This window comes from Janthinobacterium sp. PSPC1-1 (assembly GCF_049897625.1).
GTDB lineage: Bacteria > Pseudomonadota > Gammaproteobacteria > Burkholderiales > Burkholderiaceae_D > Janthinobacterium > Janthinobacterium tructae.
Map to the genome: position 1 here is coordinate 459353 of NZ_JAFCWP010000003.1, position 17232 is coordinate 476584.

Sequence of the window (17232 nt, forward strand, 5' to 3'; positions counted from 1 at the left end):
TCAATTTGTTAGGTATTTTGATAAGTCGTGATTTGCGCCAGCGTCATTGCACGCATGTCCGCGCCCTGGTCGCAGGCTTTATGCCATTCGACAATTTTGGTGATCGTCTGACCGATGTCCCAACGCGGATGCCAGCCCAGCTGGCCACGCGCCTTGGAGCAATCAAGCTTCAAATAAGTCGCCTCATGCGGATGGTTCTGTCCGTCGAGCGACCAGGACGCGCCGGCGCCCCACTCTTGCGTCATGCGTTCGATAATCCACTCGACCGGCTTGGCATCGGTGTCATGCGGACCGAAGTTCCAGCCTTCGGCATGTACCGGACCTTCGGTGTACAACTTTTCCGCCAGGGTCAGGTAACCGCTCAGGGGTTCGAGCACGTGCTGCCATGGCCGGATCGAATGCGGGTTGCGGATCATCACCGGCTGGCCGGCGCCGATGGCGCGCAGCATGTCGGGAATCAGTCTATCCATGGCCCAGTCACCGCCGCCGATCACATTACCGGCACGGCCACTGCCTAATGCAATGCCATGTTCCGCATACTTTTCGGCATTGAAAAATGAACTGCGGTAGCCGGCCGTCACCAGTTCGGCGCAACCCTTGCTATTGCTGTACGGATCATAGCCGCCCATCGCTTCATTTTCACGATAACCCCACGGCCATTCGCGGTTTTCGTAGCACTTGTCGCTGGTGACGTTCACCACCGAACGCACGCCAGGCGTGGCGCGCACGGCTTCGAGCAGATTGACCACGCCCATCACGTTGGTGGCGTACGTCTCCACAGGATTTACATACGAATAGCGCACCAGCGGCTGGGCCGCCATGTGGATCACAATTTCAGGCCGCGCTTGTGCCATGGCGCGCTTGAGCGCTTCACCATCGCGCACGTCGCCGATGACGGAAACCATGCCGCGCGCCACGCTCGCCACTTCAAACAGGCTGGGCGTAGTTGGCGCTTCCAGCGCATAACCGGTCACCTCGGCGCCCAACTGCTGTAGCCACAGGCTCAGCCAACCGCCTTTGAACCCCGTATGGCCGGTCAGGAAAACCCGCTTGCCTTGCCAGAATGCTGCGTTCATCAGCAAGCCTTCCAGGGAGCTTTACCCGATTGCCACAGCTCTTCCAGGTGCACCTTGTCGCGCAGGGTGTCCATTGGCTGCCAGAAACCACGGTGGAAAAAGGCATCCAGCTGACCTTCGGCAGCCAGGCGTTCCAGCGGCTGCTTTTCCCAGGTGGTGCTGTCGTCCGCGATGTAATCAATGACTTTCGGCGACAATACAAAATAACCGCCGTTGATCCAGGCACCATCGCCTTGCGGCTTTTCCTGGAAGCTATTGATTTTCTGGCCATCCAAGATCAATGCGCCGAAACGGCCCGGAGGCTGAGTCGCGGTCAGCGTGGCCAGCTTGCCGTGCGCCTTGTGGAACGCGATCGATTCGGTGATATTGACATCACTGACGCCGTCGCCATAGGTGAAGCAGAATGCCTCCTCACCTTCCAGGTAGCGCTTGACGCGCTTCAAGCGACCGCCAGTCATGGTTTCGTCACCGGTATCGACCAGCGTGACTTTCCAAGGTTCCGCATTGCGCGCATGAACTTCCATCTGATTATTCTGCATGTCGAACGTTACGTCCGAGGTGTGCAGAAAATAGTTGGCAAAGTATTCCTTGATGACATAACCTTTATAACCGCAGCAGATGATGAAATCATTCACACCGTGAGCGGAGTAAGATTTCATAATATGCCACAGAATCGGCTTGCCACCGATTTCAACCATCGGTTTTGGTTTGGTGGAAGTTTCTTCACTAATTCTCGTACCCAGACCACCAGCTAAAATAACTGCCTTCATTTCACACAACCTTAAAATTTAATGTATGCCAAAAAAATGGCGAAATTAATAAATTGCGAACATTTTTGAAGTTTATTTTCTATGTTCAAAACATTTAAATTTCTAAACTTTTCAAATTTTGGCGAGATAAAATTATAATATTGCAATTTTACTTTTCTTCGGATTTTCTCTACGCTGGAATTTTTTAACAGAGCATATAATTTTATCCGAAATTTTCGTTCACAAATATCGTCGCAAGAAAAATAATTACATGCTCGTCAATTCAATATCGTTGATTTCAAGTACCCTCACGTCCGGCGCTTCAAGAATAGCTTGCACTACCGTCCGGCAAAGCCCCTGCTGTGCCAAACGTTGCACGGCGAAAGTACTCGCAAGACAATCTTTCCACATCAGCTAGCCAGAAGTCCGGTGCAACAGTGGCGGGCGCGCACTATACCGCAATTGTTGTTGTATTCATGCAAATGCATGCCGGGATCGACATCATCGGCGCTGTCATGATGAGCAGGTCGGCACCGCCAGCAGCACCGGTTGCACTACATTGCATGGGCCAGTCGCTGCATCGAAGCTCAACGCAGCGCCGCGCGTGCACCAGACTCGAACTGTAGCGCTTTCACCGGCTGCACGCCATTTTTTCGATATACGTCAAGGTGCGATTGAATAAAAATCTCGAACGAAAATAATTTGTTCAGTCGCTCATTTCCACGCTCCCCCATTTCCTTGCACAGCGCGACATCCTCCAGTAGTCTGTCGATATTTTTTGCCAGCTGACCGGCATTTTCATTATCGGATAGCAGGCCGCACACGCCATCCTCAACCACCTCCGGAATGGCTTGGGTCTTGGTCGACAAGATAGGCAAGTGATAATTCATCGCTTCCAGGAAGACCAGGCCGAACGATTCCCAGCGGCTAGGCATCAGGTAAACATCGGCTGCGGCATAAAATTCGGCGATCTCGGACTGCCATCCAAGCCAGACGATATGCTGCTCGATCCCCAGCGTTGCCGCTTGACGGTGCAGTTCATCACGCAAGTCACCATCGCCGCAGACCAGCACCTTGAATGGCTTGCCGGACTTGACCGCCGCCACGGCATCTAGCATGACGTCGACGCCCTTTTGACGCTCAAGACGGCCGCAAAACAAAAACACGGTTTCTGCCTGCGTCAATCCCAAGCGGCTGCGTACATTTTCCCGTTGCGTCGCTTTTTCGCTTCCAGGCGTACGCAACGGCAGCGAGTTGTAAATGACCACGGCTTTTTTCGCATTAATCAGATGAATCCGCTTGCCATACTCGACCATGTATCCGGACGGCGAGATATAGGTATCGGTGACTAGGTCGAGAAACTTTTCGATCAGCCAATATACCCACTTCTGCGGGCTGGGCGTGAATTCATCGGCGCCATACGCATGGATGGTGTGAATGACCTTGACATCAGTTCCTGAAAAAAAAGCTCCCAACCTGCCCATGAAACCGCCAAGGCTGGTATGAGTGTGTACGATCTTGTACTTTCCCGTAAGCAATAATCTTCTGACTTGGAGAACATTTCTAATCAAGCTCAACGGATTGAAAGACGGCCGCTTCGAAAAGTGATGCACGTCGTCAAAACCACTTTCAACTTCCTTGTCCTGCGACACGCCAGATGGATAAAACACAATCTCGCGGGGAACGGATTTGATGCCATTGGACAGCGCGGAAATATATTTACCGGAGCCACCCAGGCTTTTTGAGGTAACAAATAAGATAGTCACAACAGGGTTCCATAAATTAAAAAAACTTGACCAGATTAATGAGCGGGCTGTGCTTCGAAATTTCTTTTCAGCGATCTTTTTACAGCGGCGCATAGCGGGATTTCCACCAGCTTGTAAAAAATAATCGCGACCGATATCACCACGAGCAGGGAAAAGAAATACAAGAAAAACAAGGGAACTTGTTCGAAATAATGCCTATTATAAGCAAGGCGGAATGCGCCATACACGAAGGGGTGAATCAGGTACAACGAATAGGAAGAGTCTCCCAGCAGCGAAAACAGCTTGATTTCCCGGATCTGTCCCATCATATCCATGCCAGCAAGGGCAAACACCAGCATCGCCGCAGGAATACCGGCACAGACAACGCGGCCAAACTGCTCGTAATAGTCCAGCATGAAGACGAACATCAGCACGGCGCTCAATACCAGCAGCAGCTGCGCCGGCAAGCCGATATGGATCTTGTTTTCGATATACAAATGCGCTATTACCACACCCATGAAAAACTCCAGTATGATCGGACTGGAAAAGAACGTGATCAGTGCAAAATCATGGTTGAACCGCAAGATCAGGTTAGCGCCGACAACGAAAGATGCAAGAAACAAAAATAGTTTGAGTAGCAAATTCTTTTTTACAGCCAGGAATAACATGAAGGAAAGATAAAAAAACCATTCATACATCAATGTCCAGCCGATCGCATAAATCGGGAAAATGCTGGTCGTTGAATTAGGCGCCCAATGTGGAAAAAATGCAAGACTCAACAGGAAATGCGGAATCGTAAACTGAGCACTTTTAAACACCCCGGGGGAAAGTACAAGGATAAAAGCCAAAAAAATCGTCATTACCCAGTAAGTAGGAACAACACGCGACACGCGATTGATTAGATACTGCTTCGGTGACGGACTGTGACGAGTCGACAGATATAGTACAAAACCACTGATAACAAAAAACAAGTCGACACCCATCCCCCCCCACCAAGAGTGAAAGTCATCCAGTACTATTTCGTAGAAATGGCAGTGCACCACCATCAATGATGCCAGTGCCCTGAGATATTGGATTGAATTAAATTTTTGCTTGATCATGAATATTATATCTGCGCTATAACTTTGGTGACGAAGTATATCGTCAACTCAACCAATTTTAACTTCTGGTGTATTCGCAACTTCACGACCCCAAGTTTTCCAGCCCAGCATGCGCAAGAGGATGTATGCAATGATTAGCATTTGAATTGGAGCTTCATTAAGATAGCCAACAATGAATCCTGAAAAATATGTATAGATCGCAAGAATATAGATGACGGCCGCATTGCCGTCCTTTGTTCCTTTAGAAAAATAACCGTAACTGACGCTCAGTATCCAGCCGAAGAACATACCGCCGATTACCGGACCAAAATCACCTAGATACAGTACAAATTCACTCAGGTAACCAAAATTAATGCTGACGCCAATTGTCTTTAAATTCGGATACGTCAGGTTAGTCAGATAAGTGGAAAAAATTGGAGGTTTTTCCGCATAGAAAAGACGAGGTACTGGTTGAAGCAGCGTATCAAATATTTTCCATATATCCATATAGATACGTGAAAAATACGAACCCAATACCTGGTTATCAAAATAATCATAGCGATTATAGATAATCTTTAATGGATCATCCATTATATTTTCCACAAACAGCTTATATATCTGCGGAATATCCGCAGTACCAAACATCAATTGCTCACGAATGATGGTGTAAAGAGGAGTAAATACAAGAAGAGCAACAAAAACAATAATTGTCGATGCACGAATTATCCTGACCGAATAACGTATATTCAGAAATAACAGGCCTGCCATGAAAAAATAAACAAACAGAGAAGCGAAGCCCGTCGTGAAGCAAAATGCAATAATGACAAGCATCGAGGCATGATCTGTAAAATTCGATTTTTTTAGATAAACTTTGTTGAAATAAGTTATTCCCTTGAACTTAAAAAAGAACAAGAAGGTTAGAAAAAAATAGGCGGCACCACCGCCCTGAATCGCTTGGCGGAATCCAAGCGGATTGGAAAATGGATTACCAACAGATAAAAATCCGATTAATATTAGAATTGCAATCAAAGAAAATAAAAAATAATTTAGTTTTTTTTCCAAATCTTCATCAAAAATAAAGATTCTACTATTGTGTACATTTTTTCCCAAATCGCTATCTGCATTCTTCTTGCTTGCGACCCACAGGCGGTGAAGAAAGTAGGCGGACAATGCGAAAAATAGAGAAACGATGGTATCGTTAAACCAAAGTTCCCAATGCAGCGGCAATGCATTGGTCAAATATCGATAATAGAATTTCCCGTATACAAAAAAAGAGGTAAACGCCAGATATGTAAACCAAGGCGAAGATGTTCTTAGCCAGAGAAAATATTTGTCTTTGAAATTCATCATTATCTTAAATTTTCTTCATTTTCAATATGGGAATTTCACGACTTGAATTTTTCAAAAAAAGCACTTACTTTAAATATAATTATTTTCATGTGCACGTAGATATCATAAAGAAGTTTGCCTTGTATGTTGTTTTTCTCTCTCGCCGCCAACATTTCGTTAAGCAGGATGATTTTTGTTTTCGGCGTTCTAGATAAACCTTCATTTCCCATTGATATCAGATATTGCTCACAGAATCCGATAGCGTTTTCCTTGCTTAATCTGAGCACGAACTCATAGTCACCGGCGATGCGGAAATTTGGGTTGAATTTCCCCAACTCCGCAAATGTCGACATCTTGTGCAGCGACCCGCAATGCGTGAACGGCATTTTCTTGCGCAGCCTGCTTCTGATATCCCGGATTGGATAGTTTTCCAATTCGACGAAATTACCGGCACCGTCAACCAGATTAATACGTGGATAGACCAGTCCCAGACTCGCATCCTTTCCAGCAAACGCGAGGCCACGGGAAAGGCTATCCGGGTCCGAAAAATAGTCGTCGGAGCCGATGAATGTGACCCACTCTCCCGTCACACGCTCAAGACCTTTGTTCCAGGCATCATAAACACCGCGATCGGGTTCGGAAATAAAATATGCAATCTTACCGATGAAATTACCAATAATAAGCTGAGTATCATCAGTGGAACCACCATCAATAATGATGACTTCCGGATGATAAGTTTGCTCAAATACGCTTACCAGACACTTCTCCAATGTTTTCTCGCTATTATATGTGGCGATTACAACTGTACAGCTTGGAATACTCAATTAATTTTCCTTGAAATTATGAAACGAACTTGGCAAACACATATTAGGCTTCTTTCACGCCATTTCGTCGACTATTCATATCTATCAGATACTTCCCGAAAAATATGCCCCTTTTTTCTATATGTTTTTCCGTAATCGAGGCAAGCAGATAGGTCAGGCAAACCACTATCGCAAAAGAAAATAGTAGTGTCGCATCTGGATTAATTACTCTATTTAACTGTTTCGCAAGCGGTGGCACCACGCCCCAAGCAAAAATAAAATGAAAAACATACATAGAGAAAGAATAAACTCCGACCTTGGACAAGAAAATATTTCCGGCGTTTATTTTCATCAAAAATAATACAAAGAAAAAGAAAAACACGCCTGATATGGTTGGTATGACGGCGCGCATCAGCACCATGCCGGAATTTAGACTATATACGGCAACTAGAGAGAAAAGCATTCCCAGTATAATCAGATAGAGACTAGGAATCCGCGATCGCTTACCCTGTCCTTCCTTGGTAAAAAAATAAATTAATATACCCAAAAGGAAAACGGGAAATTGATTGACAATATTAAAATAGAGAAAATCTGAACTATCCAGACCAAGAGATGAATATTCAACCGCCAGTGACTGAAAAACCAAATTAATCAAAAATACCATGATGATAGCAATACTGACTTTTTTCACATGGTTGACAGCACCATTTTTTAGAAAGGAGAACAGAAACGGGAAAATAAGATAAAATGCCATCTCCGTCCCGATCGACCAACCTCCAGGCACGATGTTATTATTGGCGGAAGGTATGAATCCATGTATTAAAAAAATATTGGCCAAGACATTAGAGATGGAGTACGGATAAAATGACGAGACGCTTCCCTCTAAGTAAAACTTCTTAAGTGTAAAAAATAGGAAGTAAACCACAATCGCAACATAGTACAGAGGCGCGATTCTAAAAAATCGTCTGATATAAAAATAGAATATCGGCTTACTTTCGTTCGAACGGTTTTCGAATGAAAGACAAAGCGTATATGCGGAAGCTACGAAAAACAGCTGCACACCAAACTGACCATATTGAGCAATAGCAGATGCAAAAAAACTCAAACCCGGAACCGCTTGCGCAGTGTGCACAAAAATAACCATCAGAATGGCGCAGCCACGCGCTACATTCATGTAGTCAAGTCGTTGAACGGAAATACTCATTCAGGCATGCTCTGTTAAATAGTGTTGCATATTGATTTATCACAATATAAAAACTTATCGCAGATTTCCTGCGGTAAGTTTTATTGACGAATTGTTGCCAGATGGTCTTATGACGATTTCAGGCTGTCAGACAGTTTTTTCAAACGCCTTAACTGTGCCGGATTTTCTTTCATTTTTCGTAAAAACTCGCTGGCAAGTATCCAGAACATCGTCAAAATCCCAACAAACAGGATAGTACTGACGACGATCACGCCGCGATTAGGTTTGGATTTCTTGTCCGGTACGATCGCAACATCGAGCACCTGGATAATCGAACTATCTTTGGCTTCATCAAGTTTTGCAATCTCGAACTGCTTTGACATCAATTCAAATATCGTTTCCGCATATTTCACATCGCGAACGCGACGCACATATTCCAGTCCGGCTTCAGGTATGCGTCCCGAACCAACCAACAGATCGCCGCTGCCTTGATTCAAGCCGGACTCCATCTTCTTCAACTGCTCGCGCAAGCCCACCAGTTCTTGCCGCGCTCGCATGTATTCCGGATTTGAGCCCGTCGCGAATGTCTGCATGGCACTCAAAGCGACTTCCTTGGACGCAATTTGCGCACGCAAGTCGGCAGACGATTTGATCAACGCTTCAGCCTGGCCATTCAGTTGAATCAAGCCCGACTTCTCTTGCATGACCTTCAGACTCACCTCGGCATCGACCAACAACTGCTTGGACTGCAGCAATTGTTTTTCAAAAAAAAGGCGTCGCCGCGAAGCTTCCGTTATCGCCAGTGTCTGCGTCAATCTTTGTAGCTCTTCCACGTAGCCGTTGGCCAGCGCCGCAGCGCGCTTCGGGTCCTTGTCCTTGACATCAATGACAATGATGCCTTCTTTGCCAGAACCGATGGTGCTGGAACTGGACAGTGTCAGACGGGTATCGGTCAGCGTTTTGGTGTCATACACTGACTGCAACTTGAAGCGTTCAATGATGCTATCAGCGACAGTCCGGCTATTGAGCATGCCAATATACAAGTCACTTGGGTTTTTCAGCCCTAACGCACTACCCGACATGCCGCCTAGCGCACCCAACTGTCCCAGAATTGCAGAGGAGCCCGATTGCGATTGCTGCGGCGGCAATACTGATGCCGTACCTGTATAAATGTTCGGCATCAGCAAAGACAGTCCGCCAGCGATGATACCGGCCAGTAGTGGTATGCCGACGATATAGAATTTTTTTCGTGCAATGATCGTTAACAAGTCTAATGAATTCACTTCCTCATCGTCATGCTTGAGTGTCGTGTTACCGTCTGCCAGAACACCGGGGCGTACCGCCTTATCTTCCATTGTTTTATCCATGCCTGTAATTGAAACTATAACTTTACGATTCACAACACCTGACAAAAACCTGGCAGGCAAAGCGGTGAGGTGGCCGCGAAGCGCAGCTGTACCGGATGGACAGCAAGCATCGCAGGCACCTGTACCGACGCGCGGAAGGTTTTATCCTATGTTTTTCATATATTCAGGAAATTAATCCTTCAACACTTTCAAACCAGCCGCACCCAAACCAAACTGGTAAAAGATCGATGTCCATTCCTTCAAACTCTGCATAAACGTGCTGCGGTCAATTTTCTCCGGCACCACCACGGTATCACCTGGATTCAATGCCGTGCCGCCAATGCCGCTGAACCAGCCCGTACTTTGGCCACTCTGCGCCGTACCGTCCGCGCGTATCACATACATTTCGGATTTATCCGCAGTGATGGTCAGACCACCGGCTTGCTGGACATAATCGTTCACTGTGCGCTGTGGGCGGTAGACAAAGGCGTTTTGCTGGAATACCGAGCCAAGCACATCCACCGTGCCCGGGCGGCGCGGGATCATGATGGTATCGCCATCCTGCAAGGGCAAGTCGGGTAAATTCTTGATTTGCGTCTCAACTCCTGGCAAATCGAGCACGATGCGGCCTTCCGCCTTGATACCACGCAGTTTTTGCACGATGCGACGCTGTTGCTCAATTTCTGCAGCCAGTTTAGCCGCGTTAGCCTGATCGGCAGAGGCGCCCATGCGCTGGGTGGCATTCGACTCCAGATCGCGCTCGAAACGGTCCGCCACTTCATTCAACTTGGCTTGCTGGGCACGCCGTACCGAATCGCGATTCAACTGGGTGGCGTACAGATAGCCGTTTTCATTCGGACCTCCCACGCGGGCGATCAACTCGCGCAACGTTTCGCCTTTCTTCAGCAGAAAGATGCCGCTTTGTTTGGCTTCGCCGGCCACACGCACGTATTCATTCTGGATCTGGGCCTGCACCGGCACGGCGCCCGGCGCAAACACGCGCAGCACATCGGTCGGTTTTACGGGGATACTCGCCAGCTGGGTGCTGGTGACGGTTTTGTCGGCGATCAGTTCCACCACCGTCTTGTATTGATTGTCGACGTTCTTTTCAACGATCACCTGCTTCGTTTCTGCTGCAGAATCGAAGCCGCCGGCCCAGGTCAATACATCGGCCAGGCTGGCATTGCCTTTCAATTCGAAAATGGCGGGCTGCTTCACATTGCCCGTCAAGGCCACCAGGGGACCGACTTCCGGAATGTAAATCACGTCGCCGTCGCGCAGGGTCATGTCGCTGCTCTTGTCGCCTTTGGCCAGCATGTCGTACAAGTCGAAGGTGCTGACGGTTTGCGCGCCACGCTTCAATTGGATGTTGCGCATGCTACCCGTGGCGTCCGGGCCACCCGAGGTGAACAGGGCGTTCAACAACGTGCTCATGGCGCTCAGGGTATAGGTGCCGGGACGCACCGCGTGGCCAACCACATACACTTGCACGGCGCGCGTCTGGGCAATACTGGCCGTCAATTCAAAGTTGTTGTAAATCTTGCCGACGGCTTTCTTCAGGTAGCCCTGCAGATCCTTGTACTGCACGCCGCTGACCTTGACGGAGCCGACGCGGGGAATGAAGATCGCGCCGCTGCGGTCGACCGTGGCGCTGACGTCAATATCGACCATGCCCCAACCGCGCACCTGCAGCTCGTCGCCCGTGCCGATGACATAATCTTGATTGACCTGGGCTGCATCAAACGGCGCGAAGGTGGACGGCACGTCGCTGAACAGGTCCTTGCCATAAATGGCCAGGTTTTGTCCTGTGACGCCTGCCGCATAGGCTTGGAATGGTCCCACTTCGGCGGCGGCACGCTTGGCCGGACGGCTGGCGGGCGGGTTCTGCGCCTGGCGCTGTTCGCCGCGGCTGCGAATGGCGGGCAAGCTGCCTGAATCAGACGACTGTGCCTTAAGGTCACCAATATTGAGTTCTTGTGCGACGGCGAACGATGAACTTGCGCCCAGCAGGCAAGCCGTCAGGATCATCTGTTTCACGTGTGGAGGGGAAAGGCGAAATGGCTTTTTCATGCTGGTCTTTGTCTGAATGAATAATGTTTTATAGGTAAGCAGCTCTATTGCTCGCTTAGTATTTGGTTTGCCAGGTCACGCTAATTTCCTTCGGGCCGGGGTTGATCGACAAACCCGATTTGCTCTGGTCGCGCTGCGCGTGCCACAGCCAGCTGCCCATCGCGTAGCCGACGATGCCGCCGGCGACCGTGTCGGACACCCAGTGCTTGCGGCCAAATACGCGGCCAGCTGAACCCACGGCAGCCACGCTGTACAGCCATGGCGCATCGTATTCCTTGGCAAACGGCGTCACGGCGGCAAAGCCGATGGCGGCATGCGCGGAAGGGAAGGATGAATTCGAACGGGAACTGCCGCTGCCGACACGGCTCCACGCTCCGAGGTCTTCCTCCGGACGGGCGCGGCCAAACGCATATTTGCCGGCCACCGCCACGCCCGTTGCCGCGGCAATCGATTGCAGGGAAATGAGTCCCGTATTTTGCATGCGCTCATCGCCCAGGGCGAAGGCGGCCGCCGCCGCTCCCACTGCCGCGTATGGCATGGCCTTGCCCAGCTTGTCCCAGTTGCGGTACACCTTGGAATCTTGATGTTTCTTGACGAAACGGTCGACGGGTTTGTCGCTGAGGGCTGATGCCAGCACCACGCCGCCGACCACCGCCGTCGCCTTGAGCCATTCAGGGGCGCTCGGCGTAGCAGATGCGGATTGCTCCAGGCGCGCGCGCATGGCGGGCCATGGGCTGACAAACGGCCGGTCTGGCGGATTGACGGCAGGCAGGCGCTGTTCGTCCGGGCGCTCGGCAAAGTTACCCAGGCCATCGTAGCTGTGCATGTCGGCGCGCGGACGCTCGAACATGTCGTACAGGTCGCCCGGCGAGGCCACCATCTGCCCCACGTCGCGCGTCCATGGGGCGAGGGCGAAGCCGGCCGTCGACTGCGTGTCCATCGGCAACATGCTGTTCAAGGGCACGGACAGGAAGATGCCACGGTCCTGGTATGGCTTCGATGGCGTGCCAGGACTGGTGATATCGTTGCCGTTCGTATGCGTGTACCAGGCGCCCACTTCAATGCCGGACTGGAAGCGGCGCTTGAATTCCACGCGCACGCCCGTGTCTTTCGCCAGGAAGCGGCCGGCGCGCGCCGTGACGGTAATGTCGTGCGGCAAGCGGTAGTGCAGGGAGCCGATTGCCGTCACCGTCTTGTAGTCAAGCGAGTCGAGCAAGCCTTTGTAGCCACGCTGCTGCAAGGCATCGACGGCCACGTCGGCCGCCCAGCGGCTGTCTTTCGGCAGGTACAGCACCTGGCCGCCCACACCGCGGAACATGTCTTCATACAGGCCGGCCGACAGGCGGGTATACACGCGCTCGGCGGGATTGTCATATTTGTTCAGCAAGACGCGGCTCAACGAGAAACGTCCGCCGCGCAAATATTCCGCCACGTCCGTGCGCACATGCGGCAAGTTGCTGTTCGATGGCTGCTTGACGCCCGATACCGTTTCCAGCAACTGCAGGCTGGCGGCGCTATTCAGGTACAGGCCATCGCCCAAGCGGCGATCATAGTTGGCCACGGCCGAAATCGAATAACGGAAGGCGCCGCTCGGATCATTGAAGAAGAAGCCCACCTTGGGAGCGATTTTGAAACGGTTCGCTTCCCGGTCCAGCGATTTGATCTGCACCACGTCGCCATCGACGCCGACACCGACGGCCAGCTTGCCATCGTCCTTGAGGACATCGGCTGCCTTGACGGCTGCGGGCGCTGCCGGCGCAAGGACTGGCGCTGTGGGCGCAATGGCCAGAGCCGATGCGCTGGCAGGTGCCGCAGCCGGTACCGGTGCAGCAGCCACGACGGGCGCCGGCGTGTCGAGGAATTCTTTCAGCCAGCTTTGCTGATCATCCCGGATGACATCGCTTTTCTCCGGATAGCGCAGCAGCACGACGTCGAGGAAGGCCTTGCGGTCGATCTTGCCTGCCAAATAGTCGTTCAGTTTTGGCAAATCAAAGAATTCGTAGGTGGCGATCGGCTGGTCCAGCTTGGTGTACGTGATGCGCAGGGTCGTCACGCCCTTCGGCGTGAAGGCGACGGCAGTGCGCGCGGCGCGGCCAACGGCCCGGCCCATGTTCGAAATACGGCTGTTGGTCAGGCTCAGGCTGAGGGTATTGCCCTCCTGCTCGACACGGATATTCTTGTAGTCCTGCTTCACCAGTGCCTTCACCAGGTCGGCGCCGTACACGGCGTCGCGGTGCCATTCTTCCTTGCTCGGCAGCGGCGGTGGATTCTTGTCGTCGACGAAATACGCTGGCTCATACACCTTGGGAACGAACTCGCGCTCGCCAAACGGAATGCTGACATAGGCGTTCAGGCTGAACTGGTCGCGGCTGCGTGCCGCTTGCAGGGCAAGCCAGCCCCAGCGGTACTCCAGGCCCACGGAGGCGCCCTTGCGGCGCTTGCCGGCAGTCGTTTCGCTGGCGCGGAAGTCGCGCAGATAATTGGTGGTATCGTACTCAGCCACCACCGACCAGCGCGGCAGCGCGGCCGGGGTCCAGCGCGCGCCGGCAAACACGCCGTCCGGGCGTTTATGCGCATAGCCCAGGCTCGCTTCGATATTCTTGCTGGCGCCAAAAGTCTTGGTGGCAACCACATATTGCCCCTTGAACAGCTCGGTGCCGAACAAATCCGTCATGCCGACGGCGACCGATGGCATCCACTCTGTTTCCGTCCACAGGCGCAATTTGCCATCGACGACTTTATCCTTGTAGCGGCCATAGCCACTGCCGTACTCACCGGGCACGTTGGTAAAACCAGGTATGCCCGTGATCGACACATAACGTCCCGTCATTTGCAGGAAAGGCAGGATATCCGACGTGACCCACAACTGACCGTACGGGCTATCGTAGCTATACCCTACACTGAAAGTGCCGTCCGTTTCCACCACGGCGCTGGGCATATTGATATACCCGGATTGACCACCATGATTCGGCGTCGCGGCAATCGCCGAAGGCGCGCCAAGCACCAAGCAGCCACACCAGGTATATTTAATTGATTTTCTGAGTACGCTTAACAAATCCGGCTACCTAAAATATCCTGCACCTGGAATTCCTGACGATGTCTTCAGAAAATCAATGAGCTTTGGGGACGTGAATAAAACGAAAAAAGGCCAACCGACGGGCATCTCGCAATACCACGCATCAGTTCGCCACTAAACTCGGCACTTCCGGGCAGTTGAGCGTTGCTTAAGCATGCCCCAGGAATGTATGTCGCGGAATTTTAACATTATTTTCTTGTAGCAAATGCTTAACTTGTTTCCCTTGCGCTACACCTGTCGGTGCGGCGCAAACGCCGCCTGCGGCTTCGCAGCACGCTTCTATACTCACTTCAAACTGCCAAATACCTTGCCGATAATCTTGCTGCCATACGCGAGCGGATTACTGCGGATGGCTTTCTCTTCCTCGCCTATCATCAGATACAGCCCGTCAAGCGCCCGGTCCGTGACATAGCCTTCCACCGTCGATTGTTGCTGCGGCACCAGTCCCGTCTTGCCGATCTGGCTCATGGTGCTGTTGTATTTGCTGGCCAGGCCGGAACGGTCGGTCACGGATTTCACGATGGGCAGGAATTTGACGGCCAGCGGCGCCGAGGTCTTCTGGCGAAAGAAATCCGTGACAGAAGTATCGCCACCGGACAGGATATTCTTTGCATCGGTCACGCTCATCGACTTGACCGCATCGAGCAGCAAGGGCTTGGCCATGGGCACGGCCGATTCGGCGGCACGGTTCATCGCCACCACCAGATCGTCCAGTTGCTGGCCGCGGCCCGTCATTTTCAGCAAGGGCTGGGCTTGCTCCAGGATGCCGGGCAGCTTGATTTTGACCTTGTCGTTGTTCAGGAAACCATTCTCGACACCCAGTTTCGATACGGCGGCAGCGGAACCGGCTTGCAGCGCCGCTTTCAAGCCATTGCTGGCATCCTGGTTGCTGAGGGCATCGAGGGGACTGGCGGCGCCTGCGCCGGACGACAGCAGCGCCAGCGCGCACAGGATAGCGGCCGGCCAGCCAGGGAAAGAGTTCAGGCGCATGGTTTTCCTTTTCTAAAGACTATACAGACCACCTTCTTCTGGAACATTAGCACATCAAAACTGCAAATACTGCAGCAATTTGTTGTGTCCGGGGCAAACAAGGGGGTCCGCAGATGGCGAAGGGAAAGGACTATACAGCACCTGCTGTTGTATCCGCGCACGCTAACGCCTGCGGCGCAGCTCAGCCTGCTATCGCTGCCAGATGTTCGCGCACCCGCGCCAGATCTGTCTCGCGCATGCGCGCCGCTGTCTGGCGCAAGGATTTTTCCGCACCGGCCACGCCGGCCGCCACGGCCATCGACAGCCAGATATACGCCTGCTGCAAATCGAGCGGGCCACCCTGGCCGCTGGCCGCCATCAAGCCCAGATTCATTTGCGCCCGTGCATGGCCCTGGCGCGCGGCCAGCGCATACCAGTCCCAGGCGGCAGCATAATCCTGCGGCACATCCTGGCCATTGTCGTGCCGCAGGCCCAGCGCAAACTGGGCCAGGCTGTGGCCCTGCGCGGCGGCGCGGCAATAGCAGGCACAGGCCAGCTGGCTGTCTGGCGCCGGGCCATCATCGCGGTCGTGCAAGACGCCCTGCATGTATTGCGCCGGCGCGTAATCCTGCTCGGCGGCGCGGCGGTACCACTCCAGCGCCAGCGACAGATCCTGCGGTACGCCCTGGCCATGTTCATAGCGCAGGCCCAGGTCGAATTGCGCCCGCACATGTCCCTGGTCGGCCGCCTTGCGGTACCAGAAAATGGCTTCCTGCGCATCGGCAGGCACGCCCTGTCCATGCTCATGCAGGAGTCCCAGCTGATACTGCGCGGCGGGAAAACCCTGCCCGGCCGCCTGGCGGTAGAACACCTGCGCGCGGGTATAGTCCTGCGCGCCATGTTCATGGTGCAGGCCCAGGTTGTGCTGGGCCGCCGCGTGGCCCTGCCCTGCCGCCTTCACGTACCACGCCAGCGCCGCCTGTTTATCGCAGGGCACGCCCTGGCCATTGTCGTAGATCAGGCCCAGGTTGAACTGCGAACTGGCGTGGCCCTGCTCGGCCGCGCGCCGGTACCAGCTGATCGCCTGCCTGCTGTCCTGCGGCAGCACGTCGCCGTTTTCATAGCGCAGCGCCAGGTTGAACTGGGCCGGCGCATAGCCCTGCTCGGCCGCCTTGCGCATCCAGGCGGTCGCCTGCTGGCGGTCCTGCCGCACGCCCTGGCCATTGTCGTAGCGCAGGCCCAGGTTGAACTGGGCGCGCGCATAGCCCTGTTCTGCCGCCTTGCGATACCAATTGATGGCTTGCACGAAATCCTGCGGCACGCCCTTGCCATTGTCATACATCATGCCCAGATTGTTTTGCGCGCCCGCGTCGCCCTGCTCGGCCGCGCGGCTGAACCACAGCATGGCTTGCCCGCTATCTTGCGCCAGTCCCTGGCCCTTGGCATACAGCCAGCCCAGGTTGTACTGCGCCGCCGCGTAACCCTGCTCGGCCGCCTTCTGGTACCAGTGCGCGGCCTGCACGAAATCCTGCGCCACGCCCTGTCCCTTCTGGCACATGACACCCAGGTTGTATTGGGCGTGCTCGAGTCCCTGCGCGGCAGCCAGGCCATACCAGTGCAGCGCCAGCGCATAGCTTTGCTCGATACCCTGGCCGTTGAAATACATGAAGCCCAGGCTGTGCTGGGCATTCGCATTGCCCTTCTCGGCCTGCCCTTTCAGGCGCAGGTAATCGGCTGTGTAATGCGCAGCTGTGGAATGCGCAGCCGTGGAATGCGCGGCCGTGGAGCGGGGAGCGGCAGGCGGCAT

At 52.9% G+C, this 17232-nt stretch carries 12 protein-coding genes; all 12 read right to left on the reverse strand.

All coding sequences use genetic code 11. From position 1 onward, the window contains the following. Nucleotides 1-8 precede the first annotated feature (8 nt). Complete coding sequence (gene rfbG / locus ACP7EG_RS13180) at nt 9-1076, reverse strand: CDP-glucose 4,6-dehydratase (protein ID WP_426087946.1); 1068 nt, start codon at nt 1074-1076, stop codon at nt 9-11. Next, nucleotides 1076-1846, reverse strand: coding sequence for a glucose-1-phosphate cytidylyltransferase (gene rfbF, locus ACP7EG_RS13185; protein WP_426087947.1), 771 nt, complete (start codon nt 1844-1846; stop codon nt 1076-1078). Before rfbF ends, rfbG begins: the two co-directional genes overlap by 1 nt. A 566-nt stretch (nt 1847-2412) precedes the next feature. Then, a complete protein-coding gene (locus ACP7EG_RS13190; protein WP_426087948.1) occupies nt 2413-3684 on the reverse strand; it encodes a glycosyltransferase family 4 protein in 1272 nt (423 codons plus the stop codon). Beyond that, nucleotides 3627-4670, reverse strand: a complete 1044-nt coding sequence (locus ACP7EG_RS13195; protein ID WP_426087949.1) for an acyltransferase family protein — start codon at nt 4668-4670, stop codon at nt 3627-3629. The genes ACP7EG_RS13190 and ACP7EG_RS13195 overlap by 58 nt, the downstream gene beginning before the upstream one ends. Nucleotides 4671-4718: 48 nt before the next feature. Then, nucleotides 4719-5999, reverse strand: a complete 1281-nt coding sequence (locus ACP7EG_RS13200) for a hypothetical protein (RefSeq protein WP_426087950.1) — start codon at nt 5997-5999, stop codon at nt 4719-4721. Between the two features lie 35 nt (nt 6000-6034). Further along, nucleotides 6035-6802, reverse strand: coding sequence for a glycosyltransferase family 2 protein (locus ACP7EG_RS13205; RefSeq protein WP_426087951.1), 768 nt, complete (start codon nt 6800-6802; stop codon nt 6035-6037). A gap of 43 nt (nt 6803-6845) precedes the next feature. Beyond that, nucleotides 6846-7985 (reverse strand): acyltransferase family protein, encoded by a 1140-nt coding sequence (locus ACP7EG_RS13210; protein WP_426087952.1) that lies wholly within the window; start codon nt 7983-7985, stop codon nt 6846-6848. 107 nt (nt 7986-8092) lie between these two features. Next, the gene (locus tag ACP7EG_RS13215; RefSeq protein WP_426087953.1) at nt 8093-9319 is read right to left on the reverse strand and encodes a GumC family protein; all 1227 of its coding nucleotides are present in this window, start codon (nt 9317-9319) and stop codon (nt 8093-8095) included. Nucleotides 9320-9502: 183 nt separating this feature from the next. After that, the gene (locus ACP7EG_RS13220; RefSeq protein ID WP_426087954.1) at nt 9503-11380 is read right to left on the reverse strand and encodes an SLBB domain-containing protein; all 1878 of its coding nucleotides are present in this window, start codon (nt 11378-11380) and stop codon (nt 9503-9505) included. 55 nt (nt 11381-11435) lie between these two features. Then, nucleotides 11436-14384, reverse strand: coding sequence for a YjbH domain-containing protein (locus tag ACP7EG_RS13225; protein ID WP_426087955.1), 2949 nt, complete (start codon nt 14382-14384; stop codon nt 11436-11438). 357 nt (nt 14385-14741) lie between these two features. Next, nucleotides 14742-15446 (reverse strand): DUF4197 domain-containing protein, encoded by a 705-nt coding sequence (locus ACP7EG_RS13230; RefSeq protein ID WP_426087956.1) that lies wholly within the window; start codon nt 15444-15446, stop codon nt 14742-14744. 181 nt (nt 15447-15627) lie between these two features. Next, entirely contained in the window at nt 15628-17232 is a 1605-nt protein-coding gene (locus tag ACP7EG_RS13235) for an SEL1-like repeat protein (protein WP_426087957.1), read from the reverse strand.

Bases quoted from the DNA above. Each gene is read 5' to 3' on its own strand.
- ACP7EG_RS13215 (WP_426087953.1), bottom strand. From the start codon at position 9,319: ATGGAAGATAAGGCGGTACGCCCCGGTGTTCTGGCAGACGGTAACACG.
- ACP7EG_RS13210 (WP_426087952.1), bottom strand. From the start codon at position 7,985: ATGAGTATTTCCGTTCAACGACTTGACTACATGAATGTAGCGCGTGGC.
- rfbG (WP_426087946.1), bottom strand. From the start codon at position 1,076: ATGAACGCAGCATTCTGGCAAGGCAAGCGGGTTTTCCTGACCGGCCAT.
- ACP7EG_RS13235 (WP_426087957.1), bottom strand. From the start codon at position 17,232: ATGCCGCCTGCCGCTCCCCGCTCCACGGCCGCGCATTCCACGGCTGCG.
- ACP7EG_RS13190 (WP_426087948.1), bottom strand. From the start codon at position 3,684: ATGCGCCGCTGTAAAAAGATCGCTGAAAAGAAATTTCGAAGCACAGCC.
- ACP7EG_RS13220 (WP_426087954.1), bottom strand. From the start codon at position 11,380: ATGAAAAAGCCATTTCGCCTTTCCCCTCCACACGTGAAACAGATGATC.
- ACP7EG_RS13195 (WP_426087949.1), bottom strand. From the start codon at position 4,670: ATGATCAAGCAAAAATTTAATTCAATCCAATATCTCAGGGCACTGGCA.
- ACP7EG_RS13200 (WP_426087950.1), bottom strand. From the start codon at position 5,999: ATGATGAATTTCAAAGACAAATATTTTCTCTGGCTAAGAACATCTTCG.
- ACP7EG_RS13230 (WP_426087956.1), bottom strand. From the start codon at position 15,446: ATGCGCCTGAACTCTTTCCCTGGCTGGCCGGCCGCTATCCTGTGCGCG.
- rfbF (WP_426087947.1), bottom strand. From the start codon at position 1,846: ATGAAGGCAGTTATTTTAGCTGGTGGTCTGGGTACGAGAATTAGTGAA.